At 60.3% G+C, this 14,561-nt stretch carries 12 protein-coding genes; 5 read left to right on the forward strand and 7 right to left on the reverse strand.

Going from position 1 to position 14,561, the window contains the following annotated elements:
* Window positions 1–41 precede the first annotated feature (41 nt).
* Together GA0004734_RS17600 and GA0004734_RS17605 are read right to left on the reverse strand one after the other, a co-directional pair.
* On the reverse strand, window positions 42–803 hold the full coding sequence (locus GA0004734_RS17600) for a membrane-anchored protein (RefSeq protein ID WP_092936479.1): 762 nt from the start codon (window positions 801–803) through the stop codon (window positions 42–44).
* Between the two features lie 37 nt (window positions 804–840).
* Window positions 841–1,686, reverse strand: coding sequence for a 3-deoxy-manno-octulosonate cytidylyltransferase (locus GA0004734_RS17605; protein ID WP_092936481.1), 846 nt, complete (start codon window positions 1,684–1,686; stop codon window positions 841–843).
* Between the two features lie 136 nt (window positions 1,687–1,822).
* Here GA0004734_RS17605 and GA0004734_RS17610 point away from each other — a divergent pair, with 136 nt between their 5' ends.
* On the forward strand, window positions 1,823–2,776 hold the full coding sequence (locus tag GA0004734_RS17610) for a glycosyltransferase family 92 protein (RefSeq protein WP_092938114.1): 954 nt from the start codon (window positions 1,823–1,825) through the stop codon (window positions 2,774–2,776).
* A complete protein-coding gene (locus tag GA0004734_RS17615; protein WP_092936483.1) occupies window positions 2,760–3,776 on the forward strand; it encodes a mitochondrial fission ELM1 family protein in 1,017 nt (338 codons plus the stop codon). Before GA0004734_RS17610 ends, GA0004734_RS17615 begins: the two co-directional genes overlap by 17 nt.
* Before the next feature lie 24 nt (window positions 3,777–3,800).
* Here GA0004734_RS17615 and GA0004734_RS17620 read toward each other — a convergent pair whose 3' ends face one another.
* From GA0004734_RS17620 to GA0004734_RS17630, 3 genes are all read right to left on the reverse strand, one after another.
* A complete protein-coding gene (locus GA0004734_RS17620; RefSeq protein ID WP_092936485.1) occupies window positions 3,801–4,640 on the reverse strand; it encodes a glycosyl transferase in 840 nt (279 codons plus the stop codon).
* A gap of 183 nt (window positions 4,641–4,823) precedes the next feature.
* On the reverse strand, window positions 4,824–5,507 hold the full coding sequence (locus GA0004734_RS17625) for a glycosyltransferase (RefSeq protein WP_092938116.1): 684 nt from the start codon (window positions 5,505–5,507) through the stop codon (window positions 4,824–4,826).
* A 198-nt stretch (window positions 5,508–5,705) separates the two neighbouring features.
* Window positions 5,706–6,425 (reverse strand): hypothetical protein, encoded by a 720-nt coding sequence (locus GA0004734_RS17630; RefSeq protein WP_245292533.1) that lies wholly within the window; start codon window positions 6,423–6,425, stop codon window positions 5,706–5,708.
* Window positions 6,426–6,750: 325 nt separating this feature from the next.
* Between GA0004734_RS17630 and GA0004734_RS17635 the strand changes: the two genes are divergently transcribed.
* The gene (locus GA0004734_RS17635) at window positions 6,751–8,781 is read left to right on the forward strand and encodes an acyltransferase family protein (RefSeq protein WP_245292534.1); all 2,031 of its coding nucleotides are present in this window, start codon (window positions 6,751–6,753) and stop codon (window positions 8,779–8,781) included.
* 49 nt (window positions 8,782–8,830) lie between these two features.
* Here the strand turns inward: GA0004734_RS17635 and GA0004734_RS17640 are convergent, their stop codons facing one another.
* Window positions 8,831–10,213, reverse strand: coding sequence for an enoyl ACP reductase FabMG family protein (locus GA0004734_RS17640; RefSeq protein ID WP_245292535.1), 1,383 nt, complete (start codon window positions 10,211–10,213; stop codon window positions 8,831–8,833).
* 578 nt (window positions 10,214–10,791) lie between these two features.
* On the opposite strand from GA0004734_RS17640, the gene GA0004734_RS26095 reads away from it, so the two are divergent.
* A complete protein-coding gene (locus GA0004734_RS26095) occupies window positions 10,792–11,028 on the forward strand; it encodes a hypothetical protein (protein WP_175386542.1) in 237 nt (78 codons plus the stop codon).
* A gap of 70 nt (window positions 11,029–11,098) precedes the next feature.
* Window positions 11,099–12,427: a sensor domain-containing diguanylate cyclase gene (locus GA0004734_RS17645; RefSeq protein ID WP_175386544.1), complete on the forward strand. Its 1,329-nt coding sequence runs from the start codon at window positions 11,099–11,101 to the stop codon at window positions 12,425–12,427.
* A gap of 55 nt (window positions 12,428–12,482) precedes the next feature.
* On the opposite strand, the gene treS is transcribed toward GA0004734_RS17645, so the two are convergent.
* Window positions 12,483–14,549, reverse strand: coding sequence for a maltose alpha-D-glucosyltransferase (gene treS / locus GA0004734_RS17650; protein ID WP_092936493.1), 2,067 nt, complete (start codon window positions 14,547–14,549; stop codon window positions 12,483–12,485).
* Between the last annotated feature and the right edge of the window lie 12 nt (window positions 14,550–14,561).

Genomic DNA, 14,561 nt, shown 5'->3' on the forward strand with positions numbered 1-14,561 from the left:
AGTCAATCAAGTATGGCGAGGTATCGTCGTACCCTTTCCGATCAGGTTTTCGAAACAGCGAGCGCCCTGGTTTCCCCCGTCCACAACGGGATGTTCAGGTCGCGCGACACCTGCGGATCGGCAGTAAAGAGCGGCCGTCCTTGCGCGAGCAGCTGCTCGATGATGGTCTTGTCCATCTGCACATGCGCGCGGGCAAGACCGGTCTGGTTATAGGAGTGCCCGGTGGAATTCGGGTTGATGCCGGTGATGATGACCTGCGGCGCGCCGTGGTAAAGGGCGAAAAGAACGGCGTTGAGTCCGTTCGAGCATTTGTCCTCAGTCCGCACCTCGGTGTTCTTGCGCCCGGTCATGCGCTCGAGCAGCGCCATGCGCTCATAGCGATCGACGATGACGAGGTCGTCGTAGCCGTAGTTGAAAGCCTTCAGGCCGTTTACCAGCCGCTGCCGCGCGTTCTTGCGCCAGAGGAGGACGTAGAGGCTGCGGGTTCGCTGCCCGGACAGCACGCGGCGAACCTCCACGGCATTGGTGTTGGTGCCCTCGACCTGATTGAACATCATGAAGGTGACATCGGGCACATCGACCCCCCAAGGGCGAATGGCGGATTGTGACCCGTTGATCGTGATGACACTGAAATCCCCGTTCCACCCATCCGGCTTGTGGATGACCGGCGCGGACCCGACGACGACGACGGGACCCTTGAAGACATGGGTGCAGGCCGGCGGCAGAGGGCGGCTCAGCCGGTACTTCAGCGACCTGTGCAGGCGCTGACGCGTCTGGGTGAGCCACTTGCTTACGTTCGTCATCGAAGCGCTTTCATGCTGCTTTCCATGGGCAGGTGCCCTACCGCTTCTTCAGGAACTTGGGGCGGAGATTACGCAGGAAAAGGTCGGCCGACTTCAAAATGCCGGTCAGGGAGATGAGCTTGTCCACCTGCGCATCGGTATTTCCGAGGCGTTGCGAGAGAACATCGGCAACCGTGAAGGAAATATCGCCTGGCGGGATTTCCGGAAAACGCGCGGCGAGCTTCGCATAGGAATTGTTGAGGTTTGCCTCATGAAGCGAGAGCTTGCCGGCCTGCGCGAAGACCTTCAGGCACACCTGCTCGAACGTCCAGTCGTGCACCGCCACGACGCGCCATGCCTCGCTTCTTTTGGCGGAGAAGCCCGCAAGCACGACCTTGACCGGCACGCGCTGTTCCAGAAGCCAATAGGCCAGCGCGAAGCCGGAGGTCGGGAGCTTGTCGGAGGGATAGATCTCCCGGCAAAGTTCCGTCAGATCCAGATGACCGGTCGCAGCCCCACCGTAATCGGCTTGCGTGTTCGGCGTCTCGGTATCGGCGAGGCGAATATTGGCGATGCCGCAGAACGTCGAAGGCGCAAAGAGCCCGAGAACCTGCTCGACCTCTCCGCGGTAAACGATGTTCGCGCCACGCGGCTGTGCGCGTGACACGAGCATGCAAGGGCCGGCGAACGGTTGCCGGAGAACTTTGTAGGCCTTGTTGAAGAAAACGAAGAGGGAGTCTGCCGGATAGGCTTTCTGGAGCGCGGCGACATCGACCTGTTCGCTGTTGGCGACAAGGATGACGTGCGGAAACCGGGAGAAGAACGCTTGCCACGCCTGTTCGGATGTCAGGCCCGATGTCGTTGCGGCCGCCGGCGGTATTTCGTTATCCCCGGGAAAATCCATAAGATAGGCCACTTTCAGATGATATCCGGTGAAACCGTGTTCATCGGAACGGACGCTGTTGAATCACGGCCCAGGATGATAGTAAGGCCCTGTGAACGGGCTCGGCCCGGTCCTGTTGTTATCGGGTTCTTACAATATGTTCGGATGGAAGAGCAAACGGAGTTTCACGCGCGAACTCGTCATCGTGCCGCCGGTGTCACAAGCCGATCGGCACGGCATCGCCATCATGGCCTGCGTCAAGAATGAAGCACCGTATATCGAGGAGTGGGTCCGCTTTCACAGGGCGATCGGCGTTCGGCACTTTCATATCTACGACGATGGCTCGACGGACGGGACGATGGACATCCTGCGCTCGCTGTTGTCTGCGAAGGTCCTGACGATCGTTCCCTGGATCATGCGCATGCGCGACGAGGGTACGTCGGTGGTACTGAACGGTCAGGCCATTGCCTTCGCACATGCCTTGCTCAACTTCGGCGGGCGCTACGACTGGATGGCCTTCATCGATGTCGATGAATTCCTTCTTCCGCGGCGGGATAGCACGCTGGAAGACGCACTGCGGCATGCCAAGGGATTTCCGAATATTTCCCTGCCTTGGCACATGTTCGGGCATGGCGGGCATCGGGCTCGGCCGAAGGGGCCGGTCTGCCTCAGCTATACCGCACGGGTGGCCCACCCGGAGCGGCAGGATGCGAATGCCAGCAATTTCAAGTGTATCGTAGATCCCACGCGCGTAACCGGCGTCAGCGTGCATCGCTTCCGGACGAAGGAGTTCGGCGACCGGACATCCAACGATGCCGGTATGGTCTCCTCCGTGCGGGACCGAAAGGCGGAGGCGTTCTACTCGGCCGAGTACCTGCAGCTCAACCACTACTACCTGAAGTCGGAAGAGGAGCTTTCCGAGAAGGTGGCGCGGGGCTGGTCGTTCGACGACACAACGGAGAAGTACATCCGCAAGGTCGCGGAGACGGCGCACTATATCGAGCATAACGTGGTCGAGGACCGCAGCATGGTTGCCTTCATCGAACAGAACAAGATCGATCTCGGGTCGTCCGCGATCCGGTCGGAGCGGACGCATGACCAAGCATCGTGAGAGCCCCCCAAGCTCGCACTCCGTGCTGAAGGCTTGGGCCGTCACGGAGGAGAAGGCGGGCACGCTGACGCAGTGTCTCGGCATCGCCAAAGAAATCGATCCCGATCCCGTCGTCAAAATCGTGACGCGGCCGCGAGGCTGGCGCAAATGGTTTCGTACGCCCCTCTTCTCGGTGCGCGAGAGCGAGCCTGCCTTCATGGTGTCCTGTGGCTTCCGGGCGGAAGAGCCTGTGCTCGCCATCAAGAGCGCCTTTGGCCACCGGCCTTTCGCTGTGCACCTTCAGCGCCCGCGCGTCGATGGCTATGATCTCGTCTTCGTCTCGCGGCACGACTGGGTGCCGGAGCTTGATGGCATCGCCCATGTGCACAAAATGGTCGGTGTTCCGCATCAGATCACACCCGAAAGACTGGCGGCACATGTCGGCAGCAGGGCGAAGTATGCGGCGCCCGGAGACCGGGTGGCCGCCGTCTTTCTTGGCGGCTCCAACGGCGCCTATCTCTATGACGACCGTTGCCATCTGGTCATCAAAGAGGCCGTGCGCGGTCTGGAAGCTGCGGGATGGAAGATCGTGATTTCCGTCTCCCGGAGATCGAGCGATGAGACGCTGCAGGCGGCTTTGACGCTACGGTCTGCCAACGTCACCGTCTGGGACCGGACGGGCGAGAATCCTTACCTCGCGTTCATGGCCGCTGCGGATGCGTTTCTGATCGGGAAAGATTCGATTACCATGCCCTGCGAGGCGCTGGTGACGGGAAAGCCCGTCTATACGCTCGATCTCACGCCTGTTCCCGGCGAGCGGCTCTCGAAATTCGAGACCTATCATCGCGACCTGCGCGAGACCTTGAAGCTGACCAAGGCCTTCGCGGGAGAGCTGGCACCCTACGCCTATGAGTCGCTGAATGAGACGAAGCGCATCGGGGCGATCGTCGCCCAGGCTCTATCAGACCGGCAGAAACCAGGTTCGCGCCGCCCTGTCGTCAGCGTGAAGCGGCAGATCTGAGCAATCAAGCGGTCGAGGGATTGCCTATTCCCGCCAATGGTCGCCGACCCAGACGGCGGGCTTGATGTAGTGCCGCAGGTCACTGAAGAGCGTGTGCCGGCGTATCTTGCCCGTTACGACAGCTTTGAAATAGGCCGCCGGCTTCATCACCGGTTGCTTCTCCCCATACTTGCCTTCGAAGGCGTGCTGGGGAAGAAGGCCGCGCGGAAAGATGACAACACGGGCCGACTTCGGCAGTTTCGGAGGCAGGGCGTAATTCAGCGGGAACGGTCGCCGGCAGTCCTGGCGAAAATGTAGGACCCACCGTCTCGGGAAGAATTTGACGCCGCCCGGCGCGTTCTTGGTGACGAAACGCTGCTCGTAGCGATATTCATCGGCCACCTCCTGCGGATTGGCGCGGAACTTCTCCTGAATCGGCAACAACTTGCCGACAGGATAGCGAAACAGCGAAGTTTGTCCCAGCCGCTCGAATGGCGTGGTCTGGTTCTTGGCCATGACGATATCGTCGGGTCCCCCGACCGTGAAGAAATCGTCGAGAGACGACACGATGACCAGATCGAGATCGAGGAACAGCACGGCGCCCTTGAGCTTTCCGAGCGTCTTGCTCCAAAGCCGCGCCTTCGGCCAGATTCCACGCGAGTTGACTGGCATTACGACGTCGAGTTCGGGAAGATCCTCGCAGGTAACCTCGGGGCGGATGCCTTCACGGTTGTCGGTAAAACAGGTAAAGGTGAAGGGCGGCGTGATGTTGCGCTCCACCATGGCATAAAGCCTGTTGATGAAGGGCGGGCCATACTTCGTGCCCCAATTGATGCAGATGATCTGCTTCACGCCACCGCTGGCTTCCAAAACTTTCGACGTCATCTTTCGACCCCTTGCGGACCCTGCAGCGCCACGACCTTGCGTCCGTCGAGCGGTTCATGCGCCACTCCCTACAGCAATCGCGGTGCATCTTTAAGTGGGGTGCTGAAATCACATGCATTGCGGCAGGTGGCCGCTGCATCGATACGGCAGGCCGCGGAGGGCTGCCTGCCGTATGGGGCAAGATCAACGCTGCTGAACGTGGAGCATGCGCTCGCGCGTGGCGAACCACTCTTCCGAGTAGTCGTCGTTCTTGTATTCCTCGAAGTAGGGGCCGCCATCGGTGAAGTGGACCAGAGAGGCATCTTCGCTGTGCTCGTACTCGTTGACCAGCCAGTTCCAGGCCGGCGGCAGTTCGCCGATCAGCTCCTCGGATTCCAGCCACTTGAACTGGTGAAGCTCGAGGCCCGTCGCCGTATTGACGTAGTCGAGATCCAGTTTGCGGCACTTGGCGTTGTTGAACAGGATGACGCTCGACCAGTTCTTCTTCTCGTATTTCGTCTGCACCTGACCAAGGAACTTTGTTTCCACCTTCGGCACATAGTTGTGCTTGACGCACATAGCTGCGTAACGGTCATCCTTCAGTTCCCAAAGCTTGGCAATGTCGGTGCGCATCAGCATGTCGCAATCGGCAAAGAGCGACCAGCCTTCGAAGTTGCTGAGGTAAGGCACGAGAAAACGCGAGAACGAGAACTCGGTCGATTGCAGCGCATTGCGCTCGCGGGTGAAGATGTTGCTGACATTGCTCAGCACGATCGGCGTGAACGCGACAGGTATGGAGCTCTTTTCCAGAATGCTCTGGCAAAGAACGTGATATGCGGCAACTTCCTTGGTATCGAAACCGATGAAGACATTGGCAATTTCGGTCATATCTCTCTCATTCCTCAGGTGCGTTTCCATCATGCTGCAGGACGTGTCGTCCGGCCGATGCCGGCGATCCTGCGGCGTATTCCCATGCATGCCGTCGGTCCCCATTTAGGATGTTACCGGGCGGCATGGTTAGTCTCGGCTGTTTGGATTGGATATCAGCGGCTTGCATAAGCCGCAACCCTACGGCACTTTCCGACATCAACGCTTTCCAATCAGCGAATGCGAACGGTCAGCACTTGGTATTCCGAGGATGTCCTGAAAGTCGCAGACGTGCCGGATGCCGATGGAGTTCGACAGGCCCTGTTCCGTCGTGAAGACATCGGGGCGGTTCCGAAGTTTCGACAGCACATAGGTGTCTTCGGCGATCTGCCGCCGGGTACTGCCCTTCTCGTTATAGGAGTGGCCCATGACCGTGAGCGAGAATCCGGCCAGCGTTACCGAGGGAACGCCCACGAAGAGCGCGTAACAGAGCGCGGCGACGCCGTTCGTGACATGGCCGGTTTCGCCGATATCACCAGGCAGGCCGCCGCACATGTGCTCAACGATCGCCTCGCGCTCCTCCTTCGTCGCCCGCATCAGGCTTTGATAGCGAACGCTAGGTTTCATCAGCAGTTTCAGTCGCATGACCCAGAGCGGGCGCGTGTGCAGCCACAAAAGTCCGCGCGTGCGGACGTCGGGATGTTCTTCCCAGGACTTCTTGCGCTTGCGAAAGGTGACATCTGCCGCAGGGAGCCCGAGCATGTTGGCGGTTTTGCCGGCATTGTTTACGTCCATGCGGGCGCAATGTGCGACGATATCAGGAGGCAGCGTCGGATGGGGCGCGGATCCCAGAACCAGCCAGGGTTTGTCGAGGATCTCGAGCTTTGTAAGCCAGCGGCGATGGGTTTCTCTCAGTGCCTTCAGCTCTTCCGTATCCATCTTCGCCTCACACATGAAGTCGCGGGCCGTTCCAGGGCACCACGATAAAGTCTCATTTTGCCGCTCTTCCCTCTGCAGGAATGTCCATCGGCATCCGTCATGCTCGCACAACATAGGACACGGATGCGCCTCGGACAGATCAGGATGTCATGCTGTTTTTTGTAAGCAGGGATCGACAGCAAAGCGCGCGGGCGGCTATGGGGCGGCTCCAAATGACGATGGGCTCGTTCAGAGCCGGTTTGTTTTCGTCGCTCTGTGCAGGAAGCGCGCGGGCGCCGGGACGGATGATAAGACCATGACCACGGCGGTCGGATCGGAACGTGCAATGAGTGGCAGGCATCTCGACTATCGCCCCGACCTCGACGGGCTGCGGGCGCTCGCTATCCTGCCCGTACTTTTCTTCCACGCCGATGTTTCGCTCTTTCGCGGCGGTTTCGTCGGGGTGGATGTATTCTTCGTCCTCTCCGGCTACTTCATGGCAAGGATCATCCTGTCCGATCTCGTCGCGGGCACATTCTCTTTCTCCGGCTTCTATATCCGTCGGATCCGGCGGATCATTCCTGCCCTGTTCACAATGATGGCCGTCATGGCTATCATTGCCTGGTTCCGGCTGATGCCGGAGGAGTTCCGCTACTTCGGCGACAGCGTGCGCGCGGCCGCGCTCTTCACGGCCAATATTCTCTTCCGGCAGGAAAGCGGCTATTTCGATATTTCCGCCGAGATGAAGCCGCTGCTGCACACATGGTCTCTGTCCATGGAGGAGCAGTTCTACATTCTGTTCCCGATCTCGCTGTTTCTCGCTTTCACCTTCACCCGCAAGTTCATCCTGCACATCACGGGTGGCTTCATCCTGGTCTCGTTCGTCGCCTGCCTGTGGGCGACCACCCATTCGCCAGAGAAAGCCTTCTTCCTCCTGCATTTCCGCGTTTGGGAACTGCTGATCGGCGCGTTCGCCGCCTTTGCTCCCCGCCCGGACTACGGCGCGCGGGTGGCGGCCGGGCTCGGCATGGCCGGACTTGCCGCCATTCTGGCCGCGATCTTTCTCTATTCCGACTCCACGCCGTTTCCCGGACCCTCCGCGGCCATTCCTGTCCTCGGTGCGGCTCTCGTCATCCATGCGGGATCGCAAAGCTGGTTCCCCGCCCGTCTTCTGACCAATGGCGTCTCCGTCTTCATCGGCCGCATCTCCTACTCGCTGTATCTCTGGCACTGGCCGGTCATCGTCTTCTACCGGTATGAGACCGGGCATGGTCTGACGCTGACCGATACCCTCATCGTCGTCGCTCTGTCCTTCGTCTGCGCCATCCTATCCTGGCGCTTCGTCGAGCAGCCCGCCCGCTACGCCGCCGCTCTCACGTCGCGCGGGTTGGTCCTGTCTTTGATGGGGGGCAGCATGGCTGCGGCGGCAGCGTTCGGTTTCGTCGTCACCCGATATGACGGGCTACCTCAGCGCCTACCCGCAGATGTCTATGCGGTTTATTCGGCAACATACGACCAAAGCCCGTTCTTCGCGCCGAAGTGCTTCGCAAACAGCAATGGGGACGGCCTGCATCCGCAGTCCATTCGGGATGGGGACCTCTGCCCGCTCGGCTCGCCGTTCGCCAGCCCGCCGACGTTTCTCGTCTGGGGCGATTCGCATGCCGCAGCCATCGCGCCGGCCATCGATGAAGCCGCACGAAAGGCTGATATCTCGGGTCTCTTTGTCGGGCGGGCCTCGTGCCCCCCCATTCCGGGGGCTGTCTTTGGGCCGGATCATATCGTCGCGCGATGTGTGGAAACCAATGCGGCAATCATGAGCCTGATCGAAAAACAGCGGTTTCCTTACGTGTTCATGGTCGGCTACTGGCCAAAATATGTCCACCGCACCGAACTGCCGGAAGAGGGAGTGTTCTTCAACGCCTCTGAAGCGCTCGTTCTTCCTGACTGGTCGGCACCAGTCCGCGACAGCCTCAAGGCGACAATCGCGACGTTTACGAAACAGGGAACGCGCGTCATCCTCGTGCAGGACGTTCCGGAAATGGGCGTGAAGGTACCAGAGGCGTTGGCGCGGGCAAAAATGACGGGCGAAAACGGGGATCCGAGCTTGCCGCTCAGCTACACGCTTCAGCGGCAGAAGCTCGCTCGCGACATGCTTTCCGCGGTTGCTCGGGAAACGGGATCCTCGACCGTTGATCCGTTCGTGTCGCTCTGCGACAAGACACGATGCCATCCCATCGCCGAGGGCGGCATCCTCTACCGCGACGGCGATCATCTTTCTCTGACAGGGGCGAAATATCTGGCGCCGCTTTTTAGCGGAACAATGGCCATGATCGCCGGATCTGCACGCGAAACATCGCAGCCTTCGGTTGAGCGATAGACGTTAGCATTGGCGGATCGTCATCGTCACTGTGGGAGTGCCGGGTCGATCAGGCAACCTTGTTTAGCTTTTCCGTCTCCGGCTGGCTCTGCGCCGTCTCCTGCACGGTCCCGGTATCGCCATGCGCCGCATTCAGGCAGCGGGCGACAAGATCGTGATGGATCCAGCGCACCGGACCGGACGGAGCCGATGTCGCGGCGAAGATGAGCCGACCGGTCGCCTCAACCACGAGCGTGCTCAGGAGATCACTGATCAAAGCCTTACCGTCGTGGTGCATCGCTGTGATGTCGTTGGATGTGCCGATGGTGAGATCTGCCTGAGCTTGGCTGTTGGGCATCGGCCAGGCGTTGAAGTCGTAGAACGGCACCATGACGGCGCTTGCCTGAAGCTCGGTGATCCGGCGCAGGACATCCGTGACCGTCCGACCATCCGCAAGCAATGCCTCGCACGCGTTCCACTGTTCGTCGGCCCAACGCCCGCCGTTCTCCTTCTTGAGAGCGAGCAGCAGAGGGATCAGGGGAAGCTCGATGCCGGTGAACACATCGGAGGAATTCGTGCGAATTTCCGGGCAGTTATAAACGGTCGCCTTCACACCTGCGTCCCAGGCTTCGGACGCGATGGCCTCAAGGCGCATCTTGGCGTAGCCCTGCGTGTAATTCGTATAGGTCTGCCAGCGGTATTCGTCGCCGATGAGAATTCCTGTACCGTGATAGCCGTAGGCCGTGTAGCGCACGGCGCCGCCGGATGCCTCGATTCGCGCGCGGATGGCCGTGCTGGCGTCGATGAGATGGCGGAATGTGTTGGCCGAGACTTCGTCGAAATTCTGCAGAATCAGCTTGCCCATGTCGCTGTCAAGCAGTGTCTGCGACGACATGTGACGGGCGCCGGTGCCCTTGTAGATCCTGTTGGCGACGACGAGCAGAACCTTTGCCTTTGGAATCCCGCCGGCCATGGTATGCGCGAAGAACACGTTGCGACCATCGGGGATCATGCCGTCGAGCGTTGCCATGACCTGCGCCAGCGCCGCTTTGAACCGGTCCGTCGCAATGGTCTTGCAGGTTTCGATGTGGTCCCAGTCGATCTTGGCATCCTGCCACGTCTGGAGCGTCATCTCGGCCAGAAGATCCGTTGGCGTCGGGCCGCCGTCCGGGCCATCGAGATCGAAGCCCGCCATTAGCGGCACATTGATGATCTTGCCGCCCAGACGTTCCTCCGCTGCCGCAAGCTCTTCCTGCGTCAGAGGCCGCAGCGCGTTGTTCTCGTCCCGCCGGCCGACCGTGATGCCCACGATCTGCATGCCGGCTTTGCGCACCTGATCGAGAAGCCCGGTCGCGTAGCCGCGCCCAAACAGCTCCCCGAAGAGAACGAAGATATCGCCCTTCCGAAACAGCGTGTTTTCGGCGATGCTTTCCAGTGCGATCGGCTTTTTCATGGTCATGTCTTCAGGTCGTGGGTCGTTGCGCGCAGTTCGCAACAGTCGTTGATGATCCCATGAACCGAGTTGGCCGCAATGGAAAGTCATTTAACGTGACGGTTTATATCGAAACGTGAACCGGACGTGCCATTGACGACGGACGCTGAAGGTCAGTCAGGTGGTGCGAATGGACAGTAGCCGGGCTTCCGACCTGTTGCCGTCTTGGGATCGTCTTTGGTTGGCGTCTGATCTTATCCGCCGAGCCGTTGCGCCCATCAGGCGTATCACACTTTGAATGTGTGCCTGTGTGGCCTGTGAGTCTTGAAGCAGACGACCGCATCTCGCGGGTGCTACGTTGGATTGTACAGGCGAAGAGCGCTTTAAAGTATTCACCCCTAGAAATTGGGTTTTAAAGCTCATTAAATTTGGAATATATGAATATTAATATTTTCGAATAGATATAAGAGCTCATGACATATCGCTTCGTGGAATATTGATTTTCAAATCTGCGCAATATGTCCCTGACTAGACTTCCTATAACTTGAATTCCTGCGGCGGAGGCCAATCTCCTTCTTCTCATGACGACGGAGGTCGATATGGATGATATAATGAAGAAGCGGCGCACGCGCGGAGCTGGTGCTTTGGGTGATCTTACAGCGACGAAGCAAGCGGTGATGGAAATGCAGCGCCGACAGGATGAGGAGCGGCGACAGAAGACAGAGCGGCTGCGCGCGCAGCGGCTGGGAACCGTCGTGGGCGGAGCTGATGCGCCATTGCCTCTTCCCGTGCAACTCGATGCTGTCATCGAACGTTTCGACATTGATGGATCATGATCAGCACTCCGTTCCGCGCCCGGTATCGTTTCTGCGAAGGTTTTCCGCACGAGCCGAGAAGCGAAAAGCCATGATGGGAGCGCTGGAGGAAAATGCGGAATCCCGTCTTGCCTTGTTCGACTTCGCCTTTCGCCATGCACCCATCGGTATGGCCCTTGTGGATACGCAGGGTCGTATCGTGCGGGGGAACAAGGCGTTCTCCCGGATGATCGGCATCTCGCCCGAGAATCTCAGCGGCGTCGCGTTCGCAGATTTCACCCATCCCGACGATCTTGAAGCCGACGTGCGCCTTTTCAACGAGGTCCTGGCCCGGCGGCGCGACGGTTACACCATAGAAAAGCGTTACATCCGCCCGGATAAGGCGCCGCTCGATGTCCGGATCCACTTCGCCGCCATGCGGGATGGCGAAGGAGAGGTCGTTCGGTTTATCACGCAGGTGGAAGACATCACCCAGGCGAAGGATGCGGAGCGTCAGCTTGCCGAACGTGCGGCACAGCTGGAACTGGCACTGGAATCCGTCAGAGGCGGGTTCTGGCAGCTCGATATTCCCGCCCGGACCTTCGAAACATCCGATCGTCTTGCGCAGTATATCGACGGCCCGGAGGCCGCGCGACTCGACCTCGAGGCCTATCTCGGCAAGATCAGTCGGCTGGACATGGCCGCTGCCGATCTCACGCCCCTCATCGAGGGCTCGATCAACCAGAACGTTGCCGAATACCGGTTGAACACCATTGTCGGAGAGCGGTGGATGCGCTGCGACCGTCGCCTGCTGCGGGACGCGGATGGCCGGCCGCTGAAGATCGTGGGTATGGCGATTGATTTCACCGAGGAACATCACCAGATCGAGCGCCTGAAGCGCAATTCGCAGACGGACAGCCTGACCGGGCTTTTGAACCGGCGTGGCCTTGAGGCGCGCTTCCCGCAGATGAGCTCTTCATCCGGCTATGCCGTTCTGGCCATCGACCTCGATGGCTTCAAGCAGGTGAACGACAGCTACGGCCATGCGGCCGGCGACACCGTCCTTCAAGAAGCTGCCAACCGGTTGATGTCATGCGTCCGCGGCGATGATCTCGTAAGCCGGGTGGGCGGGGACGAGTTCGTCGTTGTCATCGCCGGCGATAGGGAAACGGGCGTCGCCGTTGCCAACCGCATGGTCGGTACGATGCGCACACCGTTCTCGCTCGGCGACTCCGGCGCAGATGCGGATGTCCTGGTAGACGTGCGCGCAAGCATCGGCGGTGTATGGGCTGTGGTCAACAGTGAACTCGACGGCATGATCGCGCATGCGGATACGTTCCTGTACCGCGTGAAAGCTTCGGGGAAAGATGGGGTCGGCTTCGACCGGCAAGCCTTCCCGTTACGGACCATCCACGACGAGAGTGCCGGGCATCACGATTGACGCGGCGCTCTCCTAGACAGCCACGATCGATCGGTGACCTCGATCACGACCGGGATCAAGCCAGAACGGGCAGTGTTCCCACGATGCGAAGCGCCAGGCCCTCATAGGGTTCGAGGTTGATTGTCAGCGCTCCGTTTTCCTGAAGGTCGCCTTCGATCGTTTCACCAATCATGTCGACCACCGGGCCGGGCGTGACGTTTGGCAGCACGATCACCTCTTCCAGCGCCGTATCGCCGAAGTTCAGCGCGGTCACCTGCGTGCCGCGCCCGTCGGGCAGCTCGTGCACCATCACGAGAAGTCCTGGCGCCGTCGTGTCGGGGATCATCATCTGCCGGCTGGCGGCAAAGCCATAGGCTTCCCGGACGGCAAGGAGCCGCTTCAGCTGGCTGGCGAAGGAGTCCGGTTGCGTCAGCTGCTCCGTCACCGGGCCGTAGAGCGCGCGGGCGCGCGGAACGCCCTCGGCCGATTGTCCCGCATCCGACTGACCCGTGAGGTCATACGCGCCGCGCTCGATCCACCGGGTATCGCCATCTCCCATCAGATGCTGCACGTCGTCGGGGCTCACCGGCAGGGCGCCGACCAGATCCCAGCCGGACAGAGCGAAGATGCCGGGCTGGAACGCGTTGTACATGACGAGCAGCAGATGGATCTTGCGGATGAGCTTCACCGTGTCCTCGTCGATCGTGTCGAGATCGGCGATGTTGAGGGCAGCCGTGATGACGCTGGCAGTAGTGCAGGCGATACCGTTCGTGACGAAGGGCAGGTTGTAGGGGGCATTCGCGCCGGACAACCGCTCGCGGATCACGTCACGCAGGTGCATGCGCAACGTCCGGCCCTGCCAGGTTTGGCCGCTGAAACTGTAGATGTCGTCCGCATGCAGCGTCCAGAAATGCACAAGCTCCGTGGTCAGCTCGTCATGGTTCTGAAGCGCGTGGATAAGGGATGCGGGATCGATGCCGAACTCGTGCACCGTGCGCAGCATCATGCGCAGCCATTCGGTGTTCCCGGTCAGAAGCGCATGGTGATAAGCGGGGCGTGTGATGAAATCATAGGAGAGATCGGCGCCGCCTTTCGACATCGCAGCGATGTCGTCGACCGTCAGGTTAAGTTCCTGGAACGAGAAGCCGCCCGCCTTGCGCACCATCCCGGCAAGCAGAGCGTTGCCCGTCAGCGACAGCGGATGGCTTTCGGACCACGCAGGGCCGTCCAGCCGGCGCTCGACGCCAAGGAAGCCGTTGGCATCGAGGCGAAGACCGCGGGCGCCGAGCTGGTCGATGGAGTGGAGGGCATCGCCGATGATCATCTGCTGGGCCGCGAAGGTCGGATCCAGCCAGTTGAGGCTCGGCTGCCCTTCCTTGAAATAGTGGAGATAGACCCAGCGGCGCAGCTTGCCATCCACGCCCTCGACCGGCGCCGTCGCGCTCCAGTCGGTCTCCTTCACGCCCGGCTCGAAGAAGATAACGCGCTGGAGCTGGCCAACGATGAAGCCCTTTTCCTTAAGGTAATCGACCGCTTCCGTGCCCAGGTTCACCGCATCGCGCCCCTCTGGCACCTCGGGCAGGTGCGACCATTCCTCCTCGGGGATCTCCACCATGTGGTAGAGGCCGGGATAGGAACCATACTTCATCTCGGCGAGCCGGAAGTCTGCGCCTTTGCCGGTGTGGGAGGGGATAACGTCGTCGATGACGATCGCGTTGAAGGCGGCAGCCATGCGGCTGATGGCCACGAACTCTTCCGTCGTGCCGAACGCCGGATCGATATCGAAGCCGATGCGGTCGAAGTTGCCGTCGATGGTCGGCGTGTAGGCGCCATCCTTCAGGCCACCCGATCGTTTCGTGGGACCGACATGGATACCGCGCACGCCGATCGAAGAGAGGGCCGACCAGAGTTGGGGATCGCCCAGCGTCTTCAGCACCGAGTCTCCTTCCCGCGTGATGACGGAAGGCGGGTAAGCCGTGAACCAGACCGAAGCAAAGGCAGAGGCCGAGCGCGGGCGCGGCTCAGCATAAGGTCGTTGCCAGAAACGCCCCTGTCCACCGTAATTTTCGGCAAACTGTCGCGCCTGATACAGCATGGAGGAGGATACCAGGTTCTCGATATCGTCTTTGATAGGTGATGTCATCTCAGCTTCTGA

Source organism: Rhizobium sp. 9140 (genome assembly GCF_900067135.1).
Classification (GTDB): Bacteria; Pseudomonadota; Alphaproteobacteria; order Rhizobiales; family Rhizobiaceae; genus Ferranicluibacter.

Excerpts from the sequence above, each read along its gene's own strand:
- GA0004734_RS17630 (WP_245292533.1), bottom strand. The coding sequence starts at position 6,425 with ATGGATACGGAAGAGCTGAAGGCACTGAGAGAAACCCATCGCCGCTGG.
- GA0004734_RS17600 (WP_092936479.1), bottom strand. The coding sequence starts at position 803 with ATGACGAACGTAAGCAAGTGGCTCACCCAGACGCGTCAGCGCCTGCAC.
- GA0004734_RS26095 (WP_175386542.1), top strand. The coding sequence starts at position 10,792 with ATGGATGATATAATGAAGAAGCGGCGCACGCGCGGAGCTGGTGCTTTG.
- GA0004734_RS17620 (WP_092936485.1), bottom strand. The coding sequence starts at position 4,640 with ATGACGTCGAAAGTTTTGGAAGCCAGCGGTGGCGTGAAGCAGATCATC.
- GA0004734_RS17615 (WP_092936483.1), top strand. The coding sequence starts at position 2,760 with ATGACCAAGCATCGTGAGAGCCCCCCAAGCTCGCACTCCGTGCTGAAG.
- GA0004734_RS17625 (WP_092938116.1), bottom strand. The coding sequence starts at position 5,507 with ATGACCGAAATTGCCAATGTCTTCATCGGTTTCGATACCAAGGAAGTT.
- GA0004734_RS17605 (WP_092936481.1), bottom strand. The coding sequence starts at position 1,686 with ATGGATTTTCCCGGGGATAACGAAATACCGCCGGCGGCCGCAACGACA.
- GA0004734_RS17640 (WP_245292535.1), bottom strand. The coding sequence starts at position 10,213 with ATGAAAAAGCCGATCGCACTGGAAAGCATCGCCGAAAACACGCTGTTT.
- treS (WP_092936493.1), bottom strand. The coding sequence starts at position 14,549 with ATGACATCACCTATCAAAGACGATATCGAGAACCTGGTATCCTCCTCC.
- GA0004734_RS17645 (WP_175386544.1), top strand. The coding sequence starts at position 11,099 with ATGATGGGAGCGCTGGAGGAAAATGCGGAATCCCGTCTTGCCTTGTTC.
- GA0004734_RS17610 (WP_092938114.1), top strand. The coding sequence starts at position 1,823 with ATGTTCGGATGGAAGAGCAAACGGAGTTTCACGCGCGAACTCGTCATC.
- GA0004734_RS17635 (WP_245292534.1), top strand. The coding sequence starts at position 6,751 with ATGAGTGGCAGGCATCTCGACTATCGCCCCGACCTCGACGGGCTGCGG.